The following is a 24673-nucleotide window of genomic DNA, read 5'->3' on the forward strand; positions in this document are numbered from 1 at the left end:
ACTGCTACTACTGTCGTGCAGTCTTCTCGTCGCACCCGTTGATGCCATGCAATTTGAACTCGGTGAAATTGAAGGCCAATTCGATTCGGCACTGGCATTAGGTGTCGGCGTCAGCACAGCCAATCCGGACAAGCTGCAGGTGGCGGCCGCCAACGGCAATGACGGGCGGCGTAATTATCGATCCGGGGATGTGTTCTCGACGATATTCAAAGGCACCCATGACCTGGAACTCAAACTCGACAACCTGGGCATATTCGTGCGCGGAACCTACTGGTACGACACGGCGCAGCGCGATCACAACCAACGCTTCAAGAACATCGACGACAACAATCGCAAGACATCGGCAAAGACCGCAGGCTCCCAACTGCTCGATGCATTCGCCTATTACTTCTACGACATAAACGGTGAGCCAGGCTCGGCACGCTTGGGTAAACAAGTGGTGAACTGGGGCGAGAGCATTTTTATCCAGGGCGGTTTGAACGTCGTGAACCCCTTTAACCAGGCCGCGCTGCGCCGACCAGGTTCGGAGGTCAAGGACGCGCTGGTGCCGGTCAACTTGCTGTACGTGACACAGAACATCAACGAAGCACTGTCCTTTGACGCCTTCTATCAATTGGACTGGGAACAGACGCAACTGGACAACTGCGGCACATTCTTTTCGGGCAATGATTTCATACCCGAAGGTTGCGAGAGCCTTGACGTCGGCGGTCGGCAGGTCAACCTCTCAGCGGCAAATCGAGGCCTCGGGCCATTCGGCGTGGTCATGAACGAGGAAGGTGTACGCATCCCTCGAGCGGGTGATCAGGATGCTCGCGACAGCGGCCAATGGGGCTTGTCGATTCGCTGGTACGTCACGCCGCTGGATGCCGAGTTCGGTGTTTACGCCGCCAACTATCACAGCCGATCGCCTTATCTGGGAACGGTCAGCAGCCCCTATTACAGCAATACCGGTTTCGCTCCCCAGCTGTGCAGCAACCTTGGGGTGTCATCGGCCGGCTGCGGCGCCTTTCTGGCTTCCAGTTCAGGCCAGTCCCTGGCAGGCGCGTTGCGCATGGGCACGTCCCAGTATCTCGCACAATACCCTGAGGATATCCGCCTGTACGGCGCGACATTTTCCACCACCCTGCGCACCGGCACGGCGCTTCAGGGCGAGCTGAGCTATCGCCCGAATATGCCCGTGCAACTCAATGGCACTGACGTGCTGCAATCGCTGCTTAACGCCAACGGTCGCAGCCCTTTGTCCGAACCCGGGCAGCGACCAACCACCGACTCAACATTGTTCAATGGCTATCGGCGCAAGGAAGTCACCCAGGCGCAGGTCTCGGCGATGCACTCTTTCGGCCAGGTCATGGGCGCCAATCAAGTGCTGCTGGTCGGTGAGATCGGCGCCACCTATGTCGGCGGCCTTGAGGGGAATAACGGACCACGCTATGGCCGCTCCGGGGCCTATAACAATGGCGAGCTGATAGACAACAACGTCTGCCTGTCGATCTCGAACAGCCCTGAATATTGCAACGATGAAGGCTTCGTCACACCGTTTTCCTGGGGGTATCGGATGCGGGCGACCTGGAGTTATTCGGGCGTGATGCAGGGGCTGGACCTGCGACCCAACCTGTCCTGGTCGCATGACGTAAAGGGTTACTCGCCAGGCGACGGCTCGGCCTTCAACGAAGGTTCGCGCTCCGTCAGCCTCGGCCTGGACGCTACGTTCATGAGCAAGTATTCGATGAGCCTGTCTTACACCGATTACATCGATGGCACCTACGGTACGCGTGGCGATCGCGACTTCGTTTCGATCGGTGTCGGTGCCACCTTCTAAGCATAAAGGATAACCACAATGCCCAAATGTCCCACCCGGCCCGCATCTGCCAAGTCCACAGCCAATCTCGTACTGGGGGTAGCGCTTCTGCTCAGCAGCGCAACCTGTCCGGCCCTCGCGGCAAATGGCCCGACCGATAACGGCGTCATGCAAGGTTTTCCACCTGCACTGGAGTTTCGTGTGAACAAAGTCAACGCCTTCCAACCGCCCTTCCTGCGCTGGTCAATGCGTCACGCCCGTGAAGTGTCCGCGACGCGCAACATCGGTCGTGCTGCCCACCCCCTGTCGTTGCTCGACGCTGCATCGCGCGATCTCGACCAGGTCACTTTCAAGGCCGGCGAAGAGGACCTGACACTCGCCCGTTACCTGCAAGATACCTCGACCGATGGGCTGATCGTGCTACAGCGCGGCAACGTTATCTTTGAGCGTTACCTTGAAGGATTCGAACCCGGCCAGCCACACATCTGGGCTTCGATGACCAAATCGGTCACCGGCCTTTTAGCGGCACAGTTCATCGCCGAAGGCACGCTCGATCCGCAGGCGAAACTGGCCAGTTATGTCCCTGAGTTGAGCGGTACGCCGTTCGGCGAGGCCACGGTACAGGCCAACCTTGATATGCAGGTAGCCGTGGCATACCCCGAAGCGGTGCCACCTGACCTCGGCCTGTTCGCCGCGACCGGGTTGATCCCGCGTAACGCAACGATGCCCGGCGATATCTATGCCTTTCTGAAAATCGCGCAAATGGCCCCTGGCGAAGGCAGATTTTTTTACCAGAACGGTTCGCCCGAGGCGATGGCCTGGGCCATGCGGCGTATATCCGGAATGAATTGGGCGCAACTGGTCGAGCAACGCATCTGGTCGCGCTTCGCCGAGGAAGATGCCTATGTCCAGATCGACGAATTGGGCACCGAGATGGCCAGCGGCGGCATCAGCAGTAACCTTCGCGATACTGCGCGCTTCGCCGAACTGGTACGCCGAGAGCTGGCCCGAACGCCGAGCAGCGACAGTTTCAACCAGGCCGTGCGCAGTACTTTCCAGCCGGGTGACCCAACGATTTTCGCTCAAGGCAACCTCGCCCCAGGCCGGCCTGGCTACGCCTACCGCAACTATTGGTTTCAGCGAAATGATGGTGAAGGATCGGTGGAGGCCAGTGGACGTTTTGGACAAAAAATCTACATCAACCCGAAGCGCGAGGTCGTCATCGTAAAATTGTCCTCCACCGCCGACCAAGCCAGGCGTGCCACCAGTGCCGATGGCGAAGCAAAGGTTGCTGCCCGGGTGATCGATTCACCGGTTACGTTCAACAACATGGTCAATGCGGTATTGGCGCAGTTGAGGGACTGAAATCCGGGTATGGATGATGGGTTGGGGTGTTGCTTTTTCGGCAGGTAGCCATTGGTCGGTTGCGGGGTGACGCGCGCCATTCACAAAATCCACAGCTATTACCACGAGCATCTGGATGTAGAAGCCCTGGCCCAGGAAGCGCAGATGAGCGTGCCCAGTTTTCATCTGCATTTTCGCAAAGTGACCGATTCCTCGCCTATGCAGTACCTCCAGTCGACACGGTTGCATCAGGCTCGATTATTGATGCTGCGTAACGACCTGACAGCAGCCAAATCGGCATTTCTGGTGGACTATGAAAGTGCTTCGCAATTTAGCCGCGACTTCAAACGCCTCTTCGGTCGCACACCGATAGCGGAAGTGGCGTGGATGAAACGGACCTATGCGTTGCCGGCACCGACAACCCCGTCGCCCTTCGTGTCATCACACCAAATAAATAGATCCGTCCCCTTTATTGACAGTCCCCTTTATTGAGTATGTATAAGCCCTGCCAGACCAAGCGCTCGACTTGCGACCATGGAGCAAGTATCTGATTCGACACACCCGGCTATCGCGTCTGCCTTCAGTGCGGTATCGCGTCGGTAAACGGTCTTGCCCTCCTTGATCGTCTCAAGCACCTTGATTTCGTTGATTTTCAGCGGATCTACAGTGAGCAAATTACCGTCAAGTACTGCAAAGTCAGCGAGCTTTCCTACCTCGAGCGAGCCCTTCGATTGCTCTTCGAAGTACTGATAGGCCGACCAGAGCGTATGGGCTTTTAGCGCCACCAATGGTGTCGTTCGATGTTCGGGACCAAGCACTTTGCCGCTGCGTGTCACGCGATTGACCGTAGAAGAAATAACCCGCAGCGCATCAGGCATCGCCACCGGCGCGTCATGGTGCGAGGTGAAAATCATGCCCCGCTCGATGGCCCAGCCAGTCGGTGAGATGTTGGCCGCACGATCAGGGCCCAATACCGAGTCTCGATGCCAGTCACCCCAGTAGTATGTGTGCATCGGGAAAAAAGATGGAATGATGCCCAACGCCTTGAATGATTCGACCTGATCCAGGCGAGCGGTTTGCCCATGTATGGCGACCGGGCGGCGATCAGCCATGCCATATTTCTTTTCAGCCGCACCTACAGCGTTAATGAACTGGTCGATGGCGGCATCGCCGTTCACATGCGCCAGAACTTGCCAGTTATTGTTGAAAGCTTGATCAATGAAGCCGTTGACCTGTTGGTCAGTGAACGCAGAGTAGCCGTGATAATCCGGTGGCTGTCCGGCTGGCACTTTGTAATAAGGTTGAGTGAGCCATGCTGTTTTACCCTGCGGCGAACCGTCGAGCGTGAGTTTGATTCCTCCGAGGCGGAAATGACCTGAATAGGTGCGTGACAGCCAGGGCGCCTTCATTGCCTCCGCGCCCACGGTAATATCTGGATAAGCCACGACGTCGATGCCCAGCTTGCCACTGTTGGCCACCGCTTCCATGGTAGCCACCGAGGCGAGCGATGCTTTGCCTTCCTGTGCAGTGGTGTAGCCGAAGCTCTTGTATAGATTGACGCCTGCTGCGAATAGCGCCTCGTTGGCATCCGGACTGAGTTTGCCCATCAGGCTGAAGAGCTGGCTAAAAAAAGCGTTTTCTTCGAGTACCCCATCAGGTTCTTGAGTGCCTTTCTTGCGTCGAATGACGCCGCCGGGAGGGTTTTCTGTGCTCGCATCAAGCCCAAGGATCGCCAGGGCTTTGCTGTTCATGGCCCCCAGATGACCGGATTGGTGCACGATCACCACTGGCAACGTGCTCGATACTTGGTCTAGATCGTCGCGCGTTGGATGGCGCTGTTCTTTGAGTTGTGCATCGTCATAGCCAAACCCCACAATCCAGCCGTACTCGGCGGTGAGCTTTTGGTTCTGCTCGGCCCAGGCTTTTAGCGCAGCCTGCAATTGGGCAATGTCGTTCACTGCACCGTCCGGACGCGGCAACAGATTGGCGGAGATCGCCTGAATGCCTGTATTGAACACATGGCCATGGGGGTCGATGAAGCCGGGCACCAGAGTGTTACCAGCCAAGTCGACCAGCAGCGTCTTGGGGCCCTTGTACTTCACGATTTCGTCGCGATATCCAACGGCGAGAATACGACCATCCTTGACTGCAATAGCCTCAGCCTGCGGCTGAAGCTCATTGACGGTGATGATGTGACCACCTGTGTAGATGGTGTCGGCGGTGGTATTCGCCCCAGTCTGCGCGCGCGCTCCCAATGTGTGCGTGACAACTAAGGTAAGTAAGGCGCATCCAATCGCTTTAGCTGTCAATTTCATTGTTGGCTCTCTCGCACTGAGAAATGACGAGTGGTAGATGTTCGCGGAAGACTAGCAGGCCGGTGTGACGGGCTTGCCGCTTTGTGTAAATAATCTGGACTGGATCGCTCCTGACTTTTCAGGCAGATCCAAGAGTCGTCTTGCGACTGTGTACTCAAGTGGCGGATGCAAAACACTAGCTCCTGCCAAAGCGACAGGTTTGATGTAGATCAAGTAAAGACTGCAATAAGTAAACGTAGTATTGCTGTGAGCAATCAACAGCCACTGGATCCGCTCAAATCTGGCAACCATTGAGCACTGAACTACGCTGCGATACGTACCCTTGACCTGAACTTTGTGAAGTAAGGAAATGGCGCATGCGCAGCAGGTTGCTCGCAACATTAATGGTTGTTTCGGGATTGTTTTGGTCTGTACTTCTATGGGCCGAGGACAACGAGAAACCGCTTGATACCCCAGTCGCCGAACTGAAAATCGCCAATCGCAGCATCATGGTGTTCCGCGCCACGTTGCTCGGCGAGACGCCAGAAACCCGGGTCAAAAGGGCGAAAAGCGCAATCAATGAAGCGCTGGAAGATGCCGACGATCTGCGTGTCACTCTCGATTCGATTCAGAACAGTAACCTCGTGCTGCTGGGCGCCAAGCGTGCCTTTATCGTTTCGCCCAGAGACGTCGATGCTACTGAATACGAGTCGGTGCAGCAGGCCGCCGAAGCGGCAGCTGAAAAACTTCGTCAGGTGGTGGCCGAAACCCAGGAAGCTCGCAGCATTCGCCTGATTCTGCGGTCATTGGCGGCTACAGCGCTTGCCACCGGCATTTTTATCGCCCTGCTCTGGTGCATGGCGTATCTGCGCCGCAGATTACTGAGGAAACTGCCTGACTTGATGCTTCGGCACTCTCAAGCGCTGAAAGTCGGGCGTGTGCAGGTGATCGATCCCAACTACCTCTACCCGCTGGCAAGTCGTGTGCTGGGAATGCTGCGCTGGCTCGTCGTCCTGTTGCTGACGTATGAATGGCTGGGCTTTGTCCTATCGCAGTTTCCCTATACCCGGCCCTGGGGTGAAAGCCTCAACAACTATCTACTGGACGTTGCCGGTTATCTACTCCACGGCATCCTCGGTGCAATTCCCGGTCTCGGCGTCGTAGTCGCCATCTTTTTCATCGCCCGTGGCATCACGGCCTTTTCCCGCCGGGTCTTGAGACGCATCGCCGTCCCCGGCACCTTCAGTTGGTTGAATCAGGAAACCCTGCAACCGACCCAGCGCCTCACCTCACTGGCGATCTGGCTGTTTGCATTGGCCATGGCCTACCCCTATTTGCCCGGCTCTGGTACCGATGCCTTTAAAGGCTTGTCGGTATTGATCGGTTTGATGATTTCGCTCGGTGCCTCCAGTGTGGTCGGGCAGGCGGCGGCCGGATTGATCCTCACGTACACCCACACCTTGCGTCCCGGGGAATACGTGCGCATAGGTGAATACGAAGGCACGGTTACAGAGTTGGGGATGTTCACTACGCGTATCCGAACAGGGCTAGGAGAAGTATTGACGCTGCCCAATTCGATGATCACCGGCACCGTCACCAAGAACTACTCGCGTACCGTGCAAGGCCCCGGTTATTTGGTCGATACCGTAGTTACCATTGGCTATGACACACCGTGGCGTCAGGTGGAGGCGATGCTACTGGAAGCAGCCAGCCGCACTCCGGGCATACTCGAAGACCCGCCGGCACAGGTGTTTCAAACCGCTTTGTCCGACTTCTATCCCGAATATCGACTGGTGGCCCAAGCCATCCCAAGTCAACCCCGACCGCGCGCGGTATTGCTCAGCCTGTTGCACGCCAATATTCAAGACGTATTTAACGAGTACGGCGTGCAGATCATGTCCCCTCACTACCTGGGCGATCCCATCGAGGAGAAACGAGTGCCCAAGGACAAGTGGTTTACTGCGCCCGCGCAAGAATCGAAGAAGCTCTAAGAGTTAGTGAGCGGTTTGAATCCAGGCCGGACCGCAATGTACACAGTCGCCACCGTCCCTTCTTTTCGGATTGATGAGCAAACCTCATGAACCCTTGCCGATCTACCCATCTAGTCCCCACTCGTTAGCTGGCTTACTGTTCCCCAACGCTAACGTCGGGAGATCGAAATGCACAAGCGCATACTCGGAAACAGTTCACTCGAAGTGTCAGCCCTGGGCTTGGGCTGCATGGGCTTGAGCCATGGCTACGGCCCGGCGACGGACACGCAACAAGCCATCGCGTTGATCCGCTCGGCAGTCGACCGAGGCGTCACGTTCTTCGATACCGCCGAGGTTTACGGTCCTTACCTGAATGAGCAAGTGGTCGGCGATGCACTGGCACCGGTTCGCGATCAGGTGGTCATTGCCACCAAGTTCGGCTTTACCTTCGGCGACGACAATAAACAGCAGATTCTCAACAGCCGCCCCGAGCACATCAGGGTCGCCGTCGAAGGCTCATTACGCCGACTGAAGACCGATTACATTGATTTGCTGTACCAGCATCGGGTTGATCCGCACGTGCCTATCGAGGAAGTCGCCGGTGCAGTAAAGGCGTTGATTGACGAAGGCAAGGTCAAGCACTTCGGTCTGTCGGAGGCCGGTGCGCAAACCATTCGACGTGCTCATGCAGTGCAGCCAGTCACGGCGCTGCAAAGCGAATACTCGTTGTGGTGGCGCGAGCCCGAGCAGGAAATCCTGCCGACGCTCAAGGAACTGGGGATCGGCTTCGTGCCATTCAGTCCACTGGGCAAGGGTTTTCTCACCGGCACAGTAGCGGCCGACGCTACATACGGCAGCGACGATTTTCGCAGCATCGTGCCGCGCTTCAGCCAGTCGGCACTACAAGCCAATCAAGGGTTGGTGGTATTGATCCGCCAGATCGCCGCGCAAAAACAAGCGACACCGGCGCAGATTGCGCTGGCCTGGTTGCTCGCCCAGGCACCGTGGATTGTGCCGATTCCCGGGACGACCAAGTTGCATCGACTGGAAGAAAACCTTGGCGGCGCGGACATCACCCTCGACGCGGCCGAACTCCAGGCCATTGACACCGCACTGGCGCAGATCCGCATCGAAGGCGAGCGTTATCCCGAGGCCCTCAAGGCGCGCGTCGGGCGATGAGCAACAATCACGATCCGCTGCGGCGCACGGTCATTGCGGCGCTTGCAAGCGCCCCGCTGCTGTCGCTTGCCGACACGCAAGCCGACAGCGAAATGCCGCGTTCAGGGTCGCGGATTCTGGTGGCGTATTTTTCGCGCTCGGGCAATACCCGCGTGGTCGCCGGGCTTATCCAGCGCGGACTCGGTGCCGATCTCTTCGAGATTCGCCCGGCCAACGCCTATCCCGAGGATTATCTGCAAACCGTGGAACAGGCACGCCAGGAGCGCGACAGCGACTTCGAACCCGAGCTGCAAGGCCGGGTTCGCGCGCTGACCGACTACGACACGGTCTATCTCGGCTTTCCGATCTGGGGTGAAACCGCCCCGCCGATCGTGCGTGCGTTTCTGAGCACCCACGACCTGGCCGGTAAAACCCTCATCCCCTTCAATACTCACGGCGGATACGGGTTGGGCAATAGCCGCCGCGTCCTCGAGACACATGCGCCGAAATCCAGGCTGATGAAGGGTTTTGTGATGGAGGGTGAGCAGGAGCGCAAGACCATGGAACGCGTCAATGAATGGTTGAGCGTGCGCTGAATCTACCCCGTGCCGACCTGTTTTCAGACTGAATTCACTTTCTCTGCGGAGTTCATCCAATGAATCAATTGATCGCGCCATTTTTCGCCCTATCGCTCTTGACCGCTGAAGCCCAAGCGGCCAACGAAATTCGCATCACCCAAAATGGCGCTCAGCCCTCAATCAAGGGCGCGGCGGAAAACTTCACCGGTACCGTACGCGTTGATGGCCTGTTCAAGGGGGACCTGCCGGCGCGCATCGGCGGCGGCACGGTGACCTTCGAACCTGGCGCGCGCACCGCGTGGCATAGCCATCCGCTGGGCCAAACATTGATCGTCACCGCCGGGGTCGGCTATGTCCAGCAAGAGGGTGGCCCGCGCCAGGAAATCCGTCCGGGCGACATTGTCTGGATCCCGCCGCATACACGTCACTGGCATGGCGCTACGGCCAGCAACGGCATGACCCATATCGCGATCGCTGAAGCCGAGGACGGCAAGACTGTGACTTGGGCGGAAAAAGTCTCGGATGCGCAATACGCAGCGCAAGCGCAGTAAATGAAGTTACGGAATGTGTCGGGACCTGGCGCTCGACACTTTTCCCGAATCCCCCCACAGCGCCTCAAGCCCAGTGTTTGCGAGTCGGCGTCCGGTTTCCAACGCTCATTGCACAACCGACTCATGAGCTCTGCTCAGGAGTCCTTGCGCAATATCGGGGTTAATCGCCACAACCATCCTCCGTACGATCCAGCGACACCGCAGTGACCCGCAATGGACGGAGTCTTTCACGATGACCACTGATGCTCACAAGACCACTCCCCTCCCCGTATTGATGGCGCTCTGCCTGAGCCTTGGGGCGATGTTCAGCGTTACCACACAAACAGCCGAGGCCACCTCAGCCATGACCAGCACGCAAGCCACCGCAGAAACCCTGTCGAGCAAGCAACAGGCCATTCCTCTGATCGCAGCGTTCATGGCGACCAGCGACATGCCCAATCTCAACACGGCGCTCAACCAGGGTCTCGATGCCGGCCTGACTATCAGCGAAACCCGGGAAGTTCTGGTGCAGCTCTACGCCTACGTCGGTTTCCCGCGCAGCCTTAATGCCTTGAATGAGCTGATGACCGTGGTGCAGGCGCGCAAACAACGCGGCATCGACGATGCGCCGGGGCGTGAGCCGGGCCAGGCCATTCCAACCGGAGATGAGTTGCTGACGGCCGGCACGGCCAATCAAACGAAAATTTCCGGTGGTCCGGTCCAAGGGCCGGTGTTCGAATTCGCCCCGGTGATCAACCGGTTTCTGCAAACCCACCTGTTTGGCGACATCTTCGAGCGCGACAACCTCGACTGGCAAAGCCGCGAACTGGCGACCGTCGGAGCGCTGGCGGCGACGCCGGGGGTGGAATCGCAATTGCGTTCGCACATGCTGGCGAGCCTGCGCGTCGGGCTCAGCGCAACGCAATTGCGCCAAGTCACCGAGCAGTTGAAAAAGCACGCAGATGCACAGACCGCCGAACGTGCAAACACAGCGCTGAACCAGGCACTTGCTGCGTCGGGGAAATGACATGAAATCTGCAAAAAAACTGTTGGGCATCACTCTGCTGAGCCTGTTGGTAGCCTGTGCGAACCAGCCCGATGGCTCAGGCCCATTGCTGATTCAGGCGCAAGGCAGCTTCGCCGCCGGGGGAACGATGACCACCGCGCCGGGCACATTCAATCCGCGCAAACCGATGACACCCGACGGCCAGACCTACCACGGTGACCACGCCTACGCGTTCTACCAAATCCCGGTCGATGCGCGAAAACTGCCCATCGTCATGTGGCACGGCGCGGGGCAGTTTTCCAAGACCTGGGAAACCACCGCCGATGGCCGCGAAGGTTTCCAGAACATCTTTCTGCGCCGTCACTACGGCGTCTATCTGATTGATCAGCCTCGGCGTGGCGATGCCGGGCGCAGCATGGTCGAGGCGACTGTCAAACCGACGCCGGACGAACAACTGTGGTTCAACCAGTTCCGTATCGGCCTGTGGCCCAACTACTTCAACGGCGTGCAAGTAGCTCAGGACGCGCAGACCCGTGATCAGTTTTTCCGTGCGATGACACCGAACACCGGGCCGTTCGACATGGGCGTGGTTTCCGATGGTGTGTCGGCGGTCTTCGACAAGATCGGCCCGGGCATTCTGTTTACGCACTCGCAAGGTGGCGGGCCGGGCTGGCTGACGGCAATCAAGAACGACAAGGTCAAGGCCATTGTGGCGTTCGAGCCGGGTAGCAGCTTCGTCTTCCCGCAGGGTGAACTGCCGGCGCCGATTCCCAGTGCGTTCGACACGGTGCAAGGCTCGGCGGTGCCAATGGAACAATTCATGGCACTGACGCGCATTCCGATCCTGATCCTCTACGGCGACAACATCCCGGAACAGGCCGTCGACCTGCCCGCCCAGGACAGTTGGCGCGCCCGCCTGAAGATGGCCCGGCTATGGCGTGATGCGGTCAATCGGCATGGGGGCGACGTGCGACTGATCCATTTGCCGGAGATTGGCATCAACGGCAATACCCATTTCCCCATGTCGGATTTGAACAACGTGCAGATCGCCGACCTGGTGTCGCAATTCCTCAAAGAAAAACAGCTGGATTAACCCCTCTCCCTATTGCACTGCCGCCCTTTTTATTACTCAGGAGCCTCACGTGAAAAACACCCTTCTCAAAGCCACGCTCATGTCGGCGCTGGTCGGTCTCTCTGCGGGCGAAGCTGGCGCTGCGGACTACAAAAAGAACCCGTTCACCCTGGCGTACGACGGCGCCCTGACCCGCAACGAACCGGGCAAGGTCAACATCCACCCGGTCAGCTACAAGCTCAATGGCCTGGACATCGCTGCCAACGTTTACACCCCGGCCAACTACGATGCGAAGAAGGTCTACCCGACCGTTGTGGTCGCGCATCCGAACGGCGGCGTCAAAGAGCAGGTCGCCGGTCTGTACGCCCAGCGCCTGGCCGAACAGGGCTACATCACGATCACCGCCGATGCGGCCTACCAGGGCGCAAGTGGCGGACAGCCTCGCAGCATCGACAAGCCGGCGTATCGCATCGAAGACATCCACGGCATGGCAGACTTCATCAGCCAATATGCGGGCGTCGATAGCACGCGCCTGGGCTTGCTTGGCATCTGTGGCGGTGGCGGTTACTCGCTGGCCGCGGCGCAAACCGACAAGCGCTTCAAATCGCTGGCGACGGTGAGCATGTTCAACTCGGGACGCGTGCGCCGCAACGGCTATAACGACTCGCAACTGGACAGCATCCAGCAACGCCTGCAACAAGCGTCGGCTGCCCGCGCGCAGGAAGCCGCCGGTGGCGCGGTGCTGTATTCGGGTGATGCCAACCTCACCGATGAGCAGATCGCCAAGCTGCCCTTCGAACTGTATCGCCAAGGCTACGAGTACTACTGGAAGACCCATGCGCATCCGAATTCGACCTTCAAATACACCACGAGCAGCCTGCTGGACCTGATGCGTTTTGACGCGACCAATCAGATCGAGCTGATCAATCAGCCATTGCTGATGATCGCCGGCAGCAAGGCTGACAGCCTGTACATGAGCCAGGATGCATTTCCCAAGGCCACCGGCACCCAGGACAAGGAATTGTTCATCATCGACGGCGCCACCCACATCGAAACCTACTGGGTCCCACGTTATGTCGACGCGGCCATTGGCAAACTGACAGCGTTCTACGCACGAACCCTTTGACAGGCTCTTCGGGGGTCGCGCATCCAGCCGGAACCTGCTTAGATGGCATAATCACGCGCTGCCCCATGAGAGGCTCTCATCAATGTCCCGCGCCAATCTCAACGATCTGCAAGCCTTCGTGGTCATCGCCCGCGAAGGCAGCTTCACCCGCGCGGCGGCGCAGCTGGGCGTCTCGCAATCCGCGCTGAGCCACACCATGCGTGCGCTCGAAACCCGGCTTGGGGTTCGTCTGCTGACGCGAACCACACGCAGCGTCTCCCCTACCGAAGCCGGGCAACGCCTGTATCAAAGCATGGCACCGCGCTTTGACGAGATCGAGCTTGAACTGGCCGCGGTCAGCGAGTTTCGCGATACCCCGGCAGGCAATGTGCGGATCTCCGCCTCCGAACATGCGGCGAACAATATTCTTTGGCCCAAGTTGATGAAGGTCCTGCCCGACTACCCGGACATCAAGGTCGAAATCACCGTCGACTACGCCCTCTCCGACATCGTCGCGCAGCGCTATGACGCCGGCGTGCGGCTGGGGGACCAGGTAGCCAAGGACATGATCGCCGTGCCTATCGGTCCGCCGTTACGCATCGCCGTCGTAGGATCCCCCGAGTATTTCAAACACAGACCCATTCCCAGGGAACCAGGAGATCTGGCCGCTCAAAACTGCATCAATCTACGCCTGCCCACCCACGGGAGCCTGATGCAATGGGATTTTGAAAAGGACGGACACGAACTCAAGGCACGCGTCGAGGGACAGTGGACGTTCAACAGCAGCGTGCCGATCCTGCGTGCGGCTGTGGCGGGATGCGGCTTGGGGTTCCTGCCAGAAGATATGGTCGCCAAAGAGCTGGCTGACGGAAGCCTGGTGCGAGTGTTGGAAGATTGGTGCCAGCCCTTTGCCGGTTACCATCTCTATTACCCCAATCGCCGTGAACACTCATCAGCGTTTGGCGTTGTAGTTGAAGCGTTGCTCTACAAGCGCTGAGTCATCGACCTTCAAGCCGTCTCAATTTTACCAACGGTGTTTGTCACTTTGACCTGAGCGCCTGACATCCCGGATGCTAACTGCTGGAATGTACTTCAAGCGCAGGTCGCAAGACACAATTGCTCGGGCAACAACTCCGAAGGCCATCCGCCCGAACAACTGAACGCTTCCAGACACAGAGTCCGGTTGTCCTCGGACCAGCAGACAAAGACGCCCCGCGGACTCAGGGCGGCATGATTGAATGCCCAGCACCGCTCCTTCACTTCATTTGCCCATCGCCCCTCTAGCGAATACTCAATGATCGAGTAAAAGCCAGCATTGGTTTTCTCTCGCGCAATCACTCGAAACATTCGGTTATCAGACCTGGCTAATGCCGAGCCTATTTCCTCACCGGCAAACAGGTGAGAGAGCGCGAAAATCTCAATCTGGTCGAGGGGCATCTGAGTCAATTCATTTAGTCAGCGCGCATGGACTGCGTAGCCGAATGACAGCCGACTTCAAGATTTATCTCCAAGATCGTAAGCCCGGGCGATCAGTTCGGCCACTTCATCACGGCGTACGGTCGAAGCCTTACTCGAGTCAGGTACCACCGTTGTGACACGACCTTGCGCAACCAAAAACCTGGCAGCTTCAACCCACTCAGCCCGGGTGACCGGTTTGCTCGCTTCGAACGCCGGTCCACTTTTCATCCAGCCATTGGAAACCACAATCCGGGCTTGATCAAACAATGGGGAATCCGCCGGCATATCCGTGAAGCCAGCGCGTGTGTCGACCTTCATCTCACCGGCCAACGTCATCTGCAACGTGTTGGCTAACTCGCCTCGGGTAATGGCACGGGCCGGCTCAAAGGCATTTGCTTCGTTACAGGTCATCAGCCCGCGGAAAACTACTGCCCGCACCGCATCGGAGGCCTGATTGGCCGGGATGTCGGCGGGTACGTTTTTTTGCGCAGGTCTCAATCTCGCATCAACCGGCGTGACATCCAGACTCACGCCCTGTGCGGTGTAGTTGGTCAATGAGTCATAAGTCTTGCTGTGTGCAACAAAACCCGGGGCCTTGGTGAAATCAAACCGGTACCCGTAATGGTATCCATTGGCAGGATTGTATCGAGTCATCAGCCCCGATTGACGGGTAGCTGTGTTGTCCGCCAGACCATACAGCACCGCCCGGCGCATCGCCGCCACTGCCGATAGGTCTGTAATCAATTGGTTACCCACCAGATACTCATCGCCCGGCTTGATGACCTCCTTGCCTTCAGCCGGTAAGACTGCATTTGTCGAAAGGTTGTAATGATCGCCGTTGCCCAGCATCGCGAGCTGCACGTTATGCAATTCAGTGCCATAGACGCCGAACCGCTTGGTCGCATGGCTGGCATCCATCACCGTCAAATAACCCTCGCCAATGACCTCGATCCGACCGTCAGGCTTCACCCACATGGCGGTGTTGGTATCTAACCCGAAACCCTTGCCGCGTGGGTCGTCGACCAGATAACTGGCCATGCGCGCGGTTCGCCCGGTACTGGTTTCTTCGAGTTGATCCAGGTGCTGATCGATTATCCCGGCCTTGAACAGGCCAGAGCCCTTGAGCAATGCCGCACCACGCTGCCCGGAAGACTTCGCTACACCGAAGTCCAGCGTGTCCATGACAACCCCGTAAGCCGTCGGCATCTTTGCGCCGAGAATACTCGCCCCCGCGCTCGTGCCACCAATGACTCCGCCCCGCTCATACAATTTGCGCACGGCTTGCATCGCCAGCGAATCACTGCCATCAGCGTTAAACAACGCTTTGGCAATTCGCGCTTGATCGCCACCCACAAACCACACGGCACTTGCCTCAGTGATCGGCCTGACGGCTTCGGGATCATTCATTGTTTGTGCGTAATTTTTGCTGTCGATCGACGCAATCGTGACGTGAGAAGCTGGCACACCCAACGCCACCAGCTCGGTTTGAAAGCGCTTACTTGAACCCAGGCTTGCACTGGCAGTGGGGAAAATCACAATCCTCGCCGCACCAGACCCGCCCGCCAGATCCACGAATTTGTGATACACGGGCAAATTGCTGGCCCTCAGCATGCCCCCTACCGCCAGTAAATGGCCATCCGCGAGCACCGACGTCGCTGAAGAAGCGATAGCCAACGCGACCAAAACCCTGCCCTTTCTCACTTTGCTCATCCGCATTTGCTCTTTTTGTGGGGAGAACATCACTGGCTTCACAACCGACCATTACAGCGCCGACCTGTAAATTTTTCTTTCAGATTCATTACATATGAAAGTTTATACGCCGCATTTTTTGGCTGATCAAGGGCTTTGATCAGCGCTTAAAAAACCGGTTTCAGGCCACAAAATCTAATTTAATCGTTTTATTTCAATGATTTGTAGAATCTACAAGATCAGTTTTTTTCCACGCATAGTGATTTTATTATTTTCTTGTTTTACATTGTATGAAAATAACTGTTTCATTGCCGTCATGGTGACTCCCGATTCAAGTCAAGCGCCATACGTGCTCGTCGACCCGTTCTACTTACCCTGATACCCGCTATAAGGAGTCGTACAATGAAAACAATCACACTTCTCGGCGCTGTGGCGTTGGCCGCCATGAGCGCATTCGCGATGGCAGAGGAACAGCCGCTGCGCATCGGTATCGAAGCGGCCTATCCACCCTTTGCGTCCAAGACAGCAAACGGCGCGATCTCCGGTTTCGACTACGACATCGGCAATGCGCTGTGCGAGAAAATGGCGGTCAAATGTGTATGGACTGAGCAGCAGTTCGACGGATTGATTCCGTCCCTCAAGGTACGCAAGATCGACGCAATCCTGTCCTCCATGTCGATAACCCCCGATCGGCTTAAATCGGTCGATTTCAGCAAAAAGTACTATCACACCCCCGGCAAGCTGGCGATGAAGGCCGGTACCGTTATCAACGACCCGCTTGTAGACCTGAAAGGCAAGCGAGTGGGCGTTCAGCGAGCGTCTACCTACGATCGCTATGCCAGTGACAAATTCGCCGCAGCGGGTATTGAAGTCGTGCGCTACGGCTCCCAGGGTGAAGCGTTCCTGGACCTGGCATCCGGACGCCTGGACGCCACCCTTGCCGACATCGTCAACATCGATGAAGGTTTCATCAAAACCGATGCAGGCAAGGGTTTCGCATTGGTAGGCCCGGACTTCACCGATAAGAAATACTTCGGTAACGGCGCGGGTATTGCGGTACGCAAAGGCGATTCTGCAACCGCTGAAAAACTGAACGCCGCCATCGACGCCGTTCGCGCAGACGGTACCTATCAGAAGATTCAGAACAAGTACTTCAGCTACGACATCTACGGCGGCTGATCACTTGCGCAGGAGTCGTGTTTCAGCGACTCCTGCCTGCCTTTTTCAGGAACTCTCCATGCAACACATTGAGCACTTGCTACCCTGGGGCAGCCCGGGTATCGAACGACGTCTGTCGGTTTTTCGTTTTGGTAGCGGCCCTCGCAAAGCCTACATTCAGGCGTCGCTGCACGCGGATGAATTGCCGGGCATGCGCGTAGCGGTCGAGCTGAAAAAGCGCTTGCGCGAGTTGGAGCAAGAAGGTCGGCTGAACGCAACGATTGAACTGGTTCCGGTAGCCAATCCCATCGGGTTGTCACAGATGTTTCAAGCCACTCATCAGGGGCGATTCGACTTTGCCAGCGGCAAAAATTTCAATCGGGATTTCCCCTCACTCGGGGAACCGGTGGCTGCTCGGGTTACCGGGCGCCTGGGCGGACAGGCCAAGGATAATGTGGCAGTCATTCGAGCAGCCATGCACGAAGCGCTGAACGAACTGCCTCAAGCGACCTCAGCGCTTGAAGGGTTGCAACGCCTTTTGTTGACTCACGCTTGTGATGCCGATGTAGTGCTTGATCTGCATTGCGACTTCGAGTCAATTCTTCTGCTTTATAGCCTGCCGCAGCTTTGGGACTCACTTGAGCCATTAGCAAACCGACTCGGCGCCGGCGCGGCTTTACTGGCCGAAGCGGCCGGCGGCGATTCCTTTGACGAAGCATGCTCCACCCCTTGGCTCCAGTTGGCCAGGCAATTTCCAGACGCATCCATTCCGATGGCTTGCATGGCAACGACCATAGAACTGGGCGGTATGGCGGACACCGGTCACGTCGCTGCCCAAGCCCATGCAGAAGCCATTCTGGCGTACCTGGGCGACCTGAAGATGATCAGCGGCGAATGGCCATATGTCCCCCCCTCCTACTGTGAAGCCACGCCATTTGCAGGGGCGCAATATGCTTATGCACCACACGCCGGGGTCGTTTCATTCCTGGAACCGTTGGGTGCACGAGTAAACAAAGGGGACGCGCTCTTTGAAGTCTTCGATCCAATCACTGACCTTCATACACGGGTTTGCGCTACTACCAACGGCGTGCTCTACGCCCGTGAGCGCCTGCGATTTGCCCAACCCGGCCTGTGGCTGGCCAAGGTCACAGGCAGCGACCCCATTCGTCATGGCCGACTCTTGACCGATTGAGGCGGCACTCCCGTGATTTCGCTCGCTTCAGATACACTGGGGCAACTGATCGATAGGCCGACCCAACTTATGCTTCAAACTCCTCGCAATGCCGCCGTTTATACAGCGCCCATCATGCGCAACCTCGCCGAGGCTGTGCCGGATTTGCAACCGTCACTGCGCAAGGTGGCTGACTTCATCCTGCGTCATCCACTGAAGGCCGCAACCCTGACCATCGAAGAGCTGGCCCAGGAGTCTTTGACTTCGCCGGCAGCAGTCAATCGACTTGCTCGGGCGATAGGCCTGAAGGGCTACACGCAATTAAAAGTCGAGTTGGTCGCTACGTTGCAAGACATGGTTTCGCCCGTCGACAAGTTGCGCAATGAAATGGCCCACCGGCCCTTGGGGGAATTCGGTTTGACCGAGCAACTTCAAATCGCAACCAGTAACCTGAGCACGACCAACACCAACAATTCCTCAGAAGTGTTCGAAGCCTTTGTCAGTGCACTCATCCAGGCGCGTAAAATCTACATCCTTGGTTTTGGAAACAGTGCCTACATGGCAGGACTTGCCGCCTCCAACCTGATTCCCTTTATTGCCGATGCGCAGGCAATCAGTATGGAAGGTGGCAACGAGAACGCAGCCTATCGATTGGCATCCATCACGCCCGCCGACGTCCTTCTGGCGATCTCGCTGCCCCGTTACTCCCAAGACACACTGCAATTAGCGAGATTTGCCAAAGAACGGGGAGCCTCGGTGCTAGCCATCACCGACTCGCCAGCATCGCCTTTGGCCAACATCGCGCATCACGCACTGTTTGCTGCGGCGAATCATCCAGTACTCATCAGCTCAAACTCGGCTGTTTTGGCGTTGATCGAGGGCTTGGTTGCCGCCGTCATGACGCGAAATAAGGAAGCAGTCAGGCTCTCTGCCGAGCTGACTGAAAGCGTGCTGTCCTACCTGCATGTTTCTGCCAATAGCAAGCCAAGCTCGAAGAGAAAGCCGCTCAGCCGTTAATACCTGTGAGAAATGGCCGTCGCGGCACAATTGACGCTCAGCAATGTAACTTAAGTGGCGAAAGCTCGGCGAGTGAATTGGTCGCAATAGAGACGACAGTCAGGATCGGGTCGTTTGTGCGCAATTGCATGGACTTTAATGCACTAGCAGTAAATCCGAGCACCTGCTGCCCTTCCCTCACATTTCTACCTGAGTTCCCAATTCAATCACTCTGTTCAGTGGCAATTTGAAATACTTCAAATTGCTGTTGGCGTTCTTCAACAGAAACGCGAACAGGCTCTCTCTCCAGCGCGCCATACCAATGCGCTTGGTGGGGATCACCGTCTCCCGGCTGAGGAAATAGGTCGTGCGCATCGGGCTGAAATCCAGCTCATTCAAGTGACAGAGACTCAAGGCCAAGGGTACGTCAGGCTCTTCCATAAAACCGAAATGGAGACTGACACGGAAGAACCCTTCGCCATAGGCTTCTACCTCAAACCGTCGATCAGCGGGTACCCGAGGGCTGTCTTCGGACACTACGGTGAGCAACACCACCTGCTCGTGCAGCACTTGGTTATGCAGCAGGTTGTGCAAGAGTGCATGGGGAACCGCATCGGCCCTTGCCGTCAGAAAAACCGCGGTGCCTTGCACCCGATGCGGAGGCTGTGAACGAATGCTGCTGATAAACAACGGCAGAGGCAGCGCGGTCTCGTCCAGACGCTCGACGATGATCTTTCGCCCCCGCTTCCAAGTGGTCATCAAGATGAACAGGCCGATACCGGCAATGACCGGAAACGCGCCCCCCTGGAATATTTTCGGCGCATTGGCCGCGAAGTACAGGCTATCGACCAGCAGAAAGCCGAGCAGCATCGGGATGGCCAGCCAACGTGGCGTTTTCCAGAGGAGCAGCACGACAGCCGAAGACAGAATGGTGGTGATCAACATGGTGCCCGTCACAGCGACCCCATAGGCAGCTGCCAATGCACTGGACGACTCGAAACCGATCACCAGCAGCACCACACCAACCATCAACGCCCAGTTAACCGTGCCGATGTAGATCTGCCCCTGCTCCTGGCTTGAGGTGTGCTGGATAAACATCCGAGGGACGTAGCCTAGCTGGATGGCCTGGCGCGTAAGGGAGAAAGCGCCGGAGATCACGGCTTGAGAAGCGATAATGGTCGCCAGTGTCGAAAGCGCCACCATCGGCAGCAGTGCCCAGCTCGGCGCGAGCAGATAGAACGGATTGCGTACAGCTTCCGGACTCTCAAGGATCAGGGCACCCTGGCCAAAATAATTGAGCACCAGCCCTGGCAACACCAGAAGGAACCAGGCACGGGAAATCGGCTTGCGGCCAAAGTGACCCATGTCGGCATACAGTGCCTCTGCACCGGTCAAAGCCAGCACCACGGCACCCAAAATCGCAACGCCGATGCCTGGGTGAACCATGAAAAACTGCACGCCCCAAGCAGGATTGAGGGCTTGTAGCACTTCCGGGCGTTGCAAAATCCCGTAGATTCCAAGTGCACCCAACACCACAAACCACAGCACCATCACTGGGCCAAAGAGGATGCCGATACGCGCCGTTCCATGCTTCTGGATCAGGAACAGTGCCACCAGCACGATCACCGACAAGGGCACCACCCAGTGCTCTATTCCGTCAAACGCCAGCTGAAGCCCCTCAACCGCAGAAAGCACCGAAATTGCCGGGGTAATCATGCTATCCCCGTAAAACAGTGCTGCCCCGAACAGACCGAGCAGAACCAGCACCTTACTCATGCGCGGAATCGGCGCTGCCGCACGGCGAGCCAAGGCGGTCAACGCCATAATGCCGCCTTCGCCCTGGTTGTCTGCTCGCAGAATGAATAACACGTATTTGATCGAGACGACCCAGATCAGCGACCAAAAGATCAACGACAGAATGCCTAGCACGCCGTCGTGATTGACCTGAACACCGTAGTGACCGGAAAACACTTCCTTAAGCGTATAAAGGGGGCTGGTGCCGATGTCTCCGTAAACGACGCCGACAGCAGCGACGAGCATGCCCACGCCTGACGTTTTGGTTGAAGAGTTTTCGTGTGCAAGGGTCGCTGTTTCACTCAAGGCGGCATCTCTCAATTAACAGGGAATATCTGCACGCCATCCTTGGGCAATACACTTTTCCACGGCCCTTGAAAAAGCCGGGCTCATGGACGTTATAAAAGACGCCGCCAGTATCGTTGCGGGCAGAAATGCTGACCGTAAAGAAAGCGTAAAAAAGTTGCAGCACCACAGCAGGAATCTGGCTTTATGCGCTCCCGGTTCGCGGAACGAAACCATCGCGCAGGGTTCATTTTCTCAATGGCAGATGTCACACCGCGTCGAGGAAATCCATGCAGTGGCTAGGCCGGTTAATTTCTTCAGTTGATCGCGGTACGCTGATTGCCGTTGCCCCACAGACCAGATGTCCACTCAAACTAAATGAGGAAGTACGGGGATGCGAATTATCGGGTTCATGGCGGTTGTGGCGCTCTTCGGTGCGACCTGCGTGGTTGCCCAAGGTGTTCACCAGGAACCCCGGCAACCCAAGGCGGACATCACGACCGACTACGCTGACGGGTTTTCCGGTGGCCCCGATTATTGGGACGTCGCAAACCTCTCAAGCGGCGAAACTCTCAACGTGCGCAGCGAGCCCGGTGTCGGCAAGCAGATCGTCGGCGCGCTAGTGATCGGCGACCGGGTACGCAACCTGGGCTGCAAACCGGTGGGTTCCAGTCGTTGGTGCCAAATCGAGGCTGGCCTCAAGCAGAAGTTTACCGGTTGGGTAAACGGCAGGTATCTGCGCGAAGCCGCCGGCCCACCATAAGGTGTCACTTCCAGCAGCGCTGCCACGGGCTCGCTGCCTTGCGCGACAACGCTCGGTCAGTCGAGCAGCGTTTTGCTCTTCGTCATAGTCAGGCTCAACAGGACCGAAACCAATATGATGCCGCCGACGGTCGCCAGCGACCATTGGATCGGCACGTGCCACCACGGCGCGACCAGCATCTTGCCGCCGATGAACACCAGTACGATGGCCAGGCCATATTTGAGCAAGTGGAAGCGGTAGGCCAGGTCGGCAAGCAGAAAATACAGTGCGCGCAGGCCCATGATGGCGAAGATATTGGAGGTGAATATGATGAAGGGGTCGGTGGTGACGGCGAAGATAGCCGGGATGCTATCGACCGCGAAGACCAGGTCGCTGGCCTCGATCAGTACCAGCACCAGGAACATCGGCGTCGCCCAGCGCAGGCCGTTCTGGCGTACGAAGAAGCGCTCGCCATGAAAGCCATCGGTGATGCGAAGATGGCTACGCAGCCAGCGCAGCAAGGGGTTCTTTTCGAGGTCTGGCTGCTGGTTGGCGAAGATCAGCATCTTGATGCCGGTGATGATGAGGAAAGCACCAAAGACATAGAGTAGCCAGGCAAACTCCCGCACCAGCCAGACACCGGCGAAAATCATACCGGCGCGCATGATGATGGCGCCGAGCACGCCATAGAGCAGGACGCGGCGTTGCAGCTCTGGCGGCACGGCGAAGTAGCCGAAGATCATCACGAAAACGAACATGTTGTCGATCGACAGCGACTGCTCGATCAGGTAGCCCGTCAGGAATTCGAGCGTTGTACGCTGGGCGATTTCGGCGCCGAACATACTGCGCAGATACCACCAGAGCAGGACGGCGAAGACCAGCGCCAGACTGATCCAGGCGATGACCCAGGCCAGCGCTTCGCGCACCGAAACACGATGCGCCTTGCGCCCGCCGAAGACGAACAGATCGAGGGCCAGCATGGCAAGGACGAATACGATGAAGGCGGCCCACATCCAGGATTGGCCGACGCTGATGGCGGTCATTGACTGTCTCCGCATGAAGCAGCAATAGGCTGGAGGAGTCATGCTAACGAGCCTGTTACATCAGCAAAAATCGTTTATTCATTGCCAATAGTTCGTTTTTTACGAAGTGTTGATTCAGGTGCTGAACTGCCGGCAATCGCATTGGTTGTGCTCCATGGTCAAGGCGGGTGGCATGGCCCGCGGTTCCAGCAGCCCCGTTTACTGCGCGGTCGTGATGAAAAGGTCTGCTACATCCTTCACCAGCCCTGGCAACTGGCAAGCCGGTGATGCAGGCGTATATTGATAGTGTCGATCCAGGTAGTGAGGCGATAAAAGATCGCCAATGGTGGGACAAGCGAAAGTGCTGGGGGCGCTGGCCAACAACCCAGAACGTTTGGAGGTGTCACATGAGGCAATATCAACGACTCTTTCTGATCGCAGGTCCGACCATGCGTCACTCGCCGGCGATGGAGCGGGCAATCGCACTGGCCGACGCCACAGGCGCAGCGCTGCACATCGCGGTGTTCATCGAAGACTTCGACCTTATGCGGTTAATGAGCAACAGTGAACAACTTCGCGAGAGTTGCCGGCAGGAGAACCTGCAGTGGTTGGAGGATGAAGCCGGACTCATGCGCAGGAAGGGCATCAATGTGACCACCGAAGTTGCATTGACCCGTGACCCGCTGCAACAGATCCTTGAGCATGTGGCTGAAATGCAGCCGGACCTGACTATCAAGGACGTACATCATGAATCAGCGCTCAAACGCGTATTCGTCACGCCTTTGGATTGGCAGTTGTTGCGCGAATGTCCCACGCCCATACATCTGGTCAGCCAAGTCAGGTGTCCGCTTCCTCGGGTGATTGTGGCAGCGGTTGACCCATCGCATCCAGAGGGTCAGATCAGCGGAATCAACGACAGTGTCATTCAGGCGGCGAACGAATTGGCGACGCAGTGTGATGCTGAATTGCACCTGCTGTATGCCTATGAACTGACACACACACATTTCTCTGATGCAGGTGCTGGCGCCGTGACGATGCCAGGCTTCAGCAACGACGTGCGCCGGTCACTCGAAAAATGCTTCATTGCCTTGGCGGCGCGCCACGGCGTGCCACCTGAGCGACAACACTTCATTGCAGGACCGCCAACCAAAGCAATGGCCGACTTTGCCACGCATACTCGAGCGGATGTCTTCGTGATGGGAAATACCCATCACAAAGGCGTGGACAAGCTGGTTGGCAGTACCACGGAGCATGTTCTGTATCAGGTGCCTTGCAGCGTTTTGGCCATCAAGGGAGAAACGGATGCCTGAAGAAAAAACCGCCACTATCGCAGCCGGCTGTTGGTGTCGATGTGGTTTTGACCCAAGCTGCTGACTTCAGCTGACCCTTGGGCGGTCTCCAGCAAGACACGCAGATCGAGCCTTCAGCGGCCGCTGCTGAGTCGGGAGATGGGCCAGCGAAGCGCGGCGTGCGGACAATTCGCGCCTCTGGTTTACGCCCTGG

At 57.4% G+C, this 24673-nt stretch carries 19 protein-coding genes and 1 pseudogene; 16 read left to right on the forward strand and 4 right to left on the reverse strand.

What is annotated here, in order from left to right; all coding sequences use genetic code 11:
• Position 1: 1 nt before the first annotated feature.
• The 3 genes and pseudogenes from D8U18_RS15725 to D8U18_RS15735 form a co-directional block, all read left to right on the forward strand.
• A complete protein-coding gene (locus D8U18_RS15725) occupies positions 2-1819 on the forward strand; it encodes a DUF1302 domain-containing protein (protein ID WP_347237905.1) in 1818 nt (605 codons plus the stop codon).
• Positions 1820-1999: 180 nt separating this feature from the next.
• Entirely contained in the window at positions 2000-3163 is a 1164-nt protein-coding gene (locus tag D8U18_RS15730; protein ID WP_241664332.1) for a serine hydrolase, read from the forward strand.
• Between the two features lie 66 nt (positions 3164-3229).
• Positions 3230-3634: pseudogene (locus tag D8U18_RS15735) on the forward strand (AraC family transcriptional regulator); the annotation flags it as partial.
• Here D8U18_RS15735 and D8U18_RS15740 read toward each other — a convergent pair.
• Positions 3628-5457, reverse strand: coding sequence for an amidohydrolase (locus tag D8U18_RS15740; RefSeq protein WP_131107953.1), 1830 nt, complete (start codon positions 5455-5457; stop codon positions 3628-3630). The pseudogene D8U18_RS15735 and the gene D8U18_RS15740 sit on opposite strands and share 7 nt — an antisense overlap.
• Before the next feature lie 356 nt (positions 5458-5813).
• On the opposite strand from D8U18_RS15740, the gene D8U18_RS15745 reads away from it, so the two are divergent.
• The 8 genes from D8U18_RS15745 (at position 5814) to D8U18_RS15780 (ending at position 13852) form a co-directional block, all read left to right on the forward strand.
• Complete coding sequence (locus D8U18_RS15745; protein ID WP_131107954.1) at positions 5814-7427, forward strand: mechanosensitive ion channel domain-containing protein; 1614 nt, start codon at positions 5814-5816, stop codon at positions 7425-7427.
• A 168-nt stretch (positions 7428-7595) separates the two neighbouring features.
• On the forward strand, positions 7596-8585 hold the full coding sequence (locus D8U18_RS15750; protein WP_131107955.1) for an aldo/keto reductase: 990 nt from the start codon (positions 7596-7598) through the stop codon (positions 8583-8585).
• The gene (locus D8U18_RS15755) at positions 8582-9160 is read left to right on the forward strand and encodes a flavodoxin (protein ID WP_131107956.1); all 579 of its coding nucleotides are present in this window, start codon (positions 8582-8584) and stop codon (positions 9158-9160) included. Before D8U18_RS15750 ends, D8U18_RS15755 begins: the two co-directional genes overlap by 4 nt.
• 59 nt (positions 9161-9219) lie before the next feature.
• Positions 9220-9693, forward strand: coding sequence for a cupin domain-containing protein (locus D8U18_RS15760; RefSeq protein ID WP_131107957.1), 474 nt, complete (start codon positions 9220-9222; stop codon positions 9691-9693).
• A gap of 232 nt (positions 9694-9925) precedes the next feature.
• Positions 9926-10699, forward strand: coding sequence for a carboxymuconolactone decarboxylase family protein (locus D8U18_RS15765; protein ID WP_131107958.1), 774 nt, complete (start codon positions 9926-9928; stop codon positions 10697-10699).
• A 127-nt stretch (positions 10700-10826) separates the two neighbouring features.
• A complete protein-coding gene (locus D8U18_RS15770; RefSeq protein WP_177435027.1) occupies positions 10827-11771 on the forward strand; it encodes an alpha/beta fold hydrolase in 945 nt (314 codons plus the stop codon).
• A gap of 49 nt (positions 11772-11820) precedes the next feature.
• Positions 11821-12876, forward strand: a complete 1056-nt coding sequence (locus D8U18_RS15775) for an alpha/beta hydrolase (protein ID WP_056856790.1) — start codon at positions 11821-11823, stop codon at positions 12874-12876.
• Between the two features lie 82 nt (positions 12877-12958).
• Positions 12959-13852, forward strand: a complete 894-nt coding sequence (locus tag D8U18_RS15780; protein WP_056856791.1) for a LysR family transcriptional regulator — start codon at positions 12959-12961, stop codon at positions 13850-13852.
• Between the two features lie 497 nt (positions 13853-14349).
• On the opposite strand, the gene D8U18_RS15785 is transcribed toward D8U18_RS15780, so the two are convergent.
• Positions 14350-16023 carry a cyanophycinase gene (locus tag D8U18_RS15785; RefSeq protein ID WP_131107960.1) on the reverse strand — a complete coding sequence of 558 codons (1674 nt, stop codon included), beginning with the start codon at positions 16021-16023 and terminating at the stop codon, positions 14350-14352.
• A gap of 381 nt (positions 16024-16404) precedes the next feature.
• On the opposite strand from D8U18_RS15785, the gene D8U18_RS15790 reads away from it, so the two are divergent.
• The 3 genes from D8U18_RS15790 to D8U18_RS15800 all read left to right on the forward strand — a co-directional run bounded on the left by D8U18_RS15790 (position 16405) and on the right by D8U18_RS15800 (position 19348).
• Positions 16405-17181 (forward strand): ABC transporter substrate-binding protein, encoded by a 777-nt coding sequence (locus D8U18_RS15790; RefSeq protein ID WP_056856794.1) that lies wholly within the window; start codon positions 16405-16407, stop codon positions 17179-17181.
• Positions 17182-17239: 58 nt separating this feature from the next.
• Positions 17240-18352 (forward strand): succinylglutamate desuccinylase/aspartoacylase family protein, encoded by a 1113-nt coding sequence (locus D8U18_RS15795; RefSeq protein WP_056856795.1) that lies wholly within the window; start codon positions 17240-17242, stop codon positions 18350-18352.
• 69 nt (positions 18353-18421) lie between these two features.
• Entirely contained in the window at positions 18422-19348 is a 927-nt protein-coding gene (locus tag D8U18_RS15800) for a MurR/RpiR family transcriptional regulator (protein ID WP_131107980.1), read from the forward strand.
• Positions 19349-19525: 177 nt separating this feature from the next.
• Here the strand turns inward: D8U18_RS15800 and D8U18_RS15805 are convergent, their stop codons facing one another.
• Complete coding sequence (locus tag D8U18_RS15805) at positions 19526-21427, reverse strand: potassium transporter Kup (protein WP_131107961.1); 1902 nt, start codon at positions 21425-21427, stop codon at positions 19526-19528.
• Positions 21428-21800: 373 nt separating this feature from the next.
• Between D8U18_RS15805 and D8U18_RS15810 the strand changes: the two genes are divergently transcribed.
• Entirely contained in the window at positions 21801-22169 is a 369-nt protein-coding gene (locus D8U18_RS15810; RefSeq protein WP_131107962.1) for an SH3 domain-containing protein, read from the forward strand.
• A gap of 56 nt (positions 22170-22225) precedes the next feature.
• Here the strand turns inward: D8U18_RS15810 and D8U18_RS15815 are convergent, their stop codons facing one another.
• Entirely contained in the window at positions 22226-23191 is a 966-nt protein-coding gene (locus D8U18_RS15815) for a TerC family protein (protein WP_131107963.1), read from the reverse strand.
• 386 nt (positions 23192-23577) lie between these two features.
• Between D8U18_RS15815 and D8U18_RS15820 the strand changes: the two genes are divergently transcribed.
• Positions 23578-24480, forward strand: coding sequence for a universal stress protein (locus D8U18_RS15820; protein WP_131107964.1), 903 nt, complete (start codon positions 23578-23580; stop codon positions 24478-24480).
• The last annotated feature ends 193 nt before the right edge of the window (positions 24481-24673 follow it).

Source organism: Pseudomonas sp. Sample_10, assembly GCF_004321495.1.
GTDB lineage: Bacteria > Pseudomonadota > Gammaproteobacteria > Pseudomonadales > Pseudomonadaceae > Aquipseudomonas.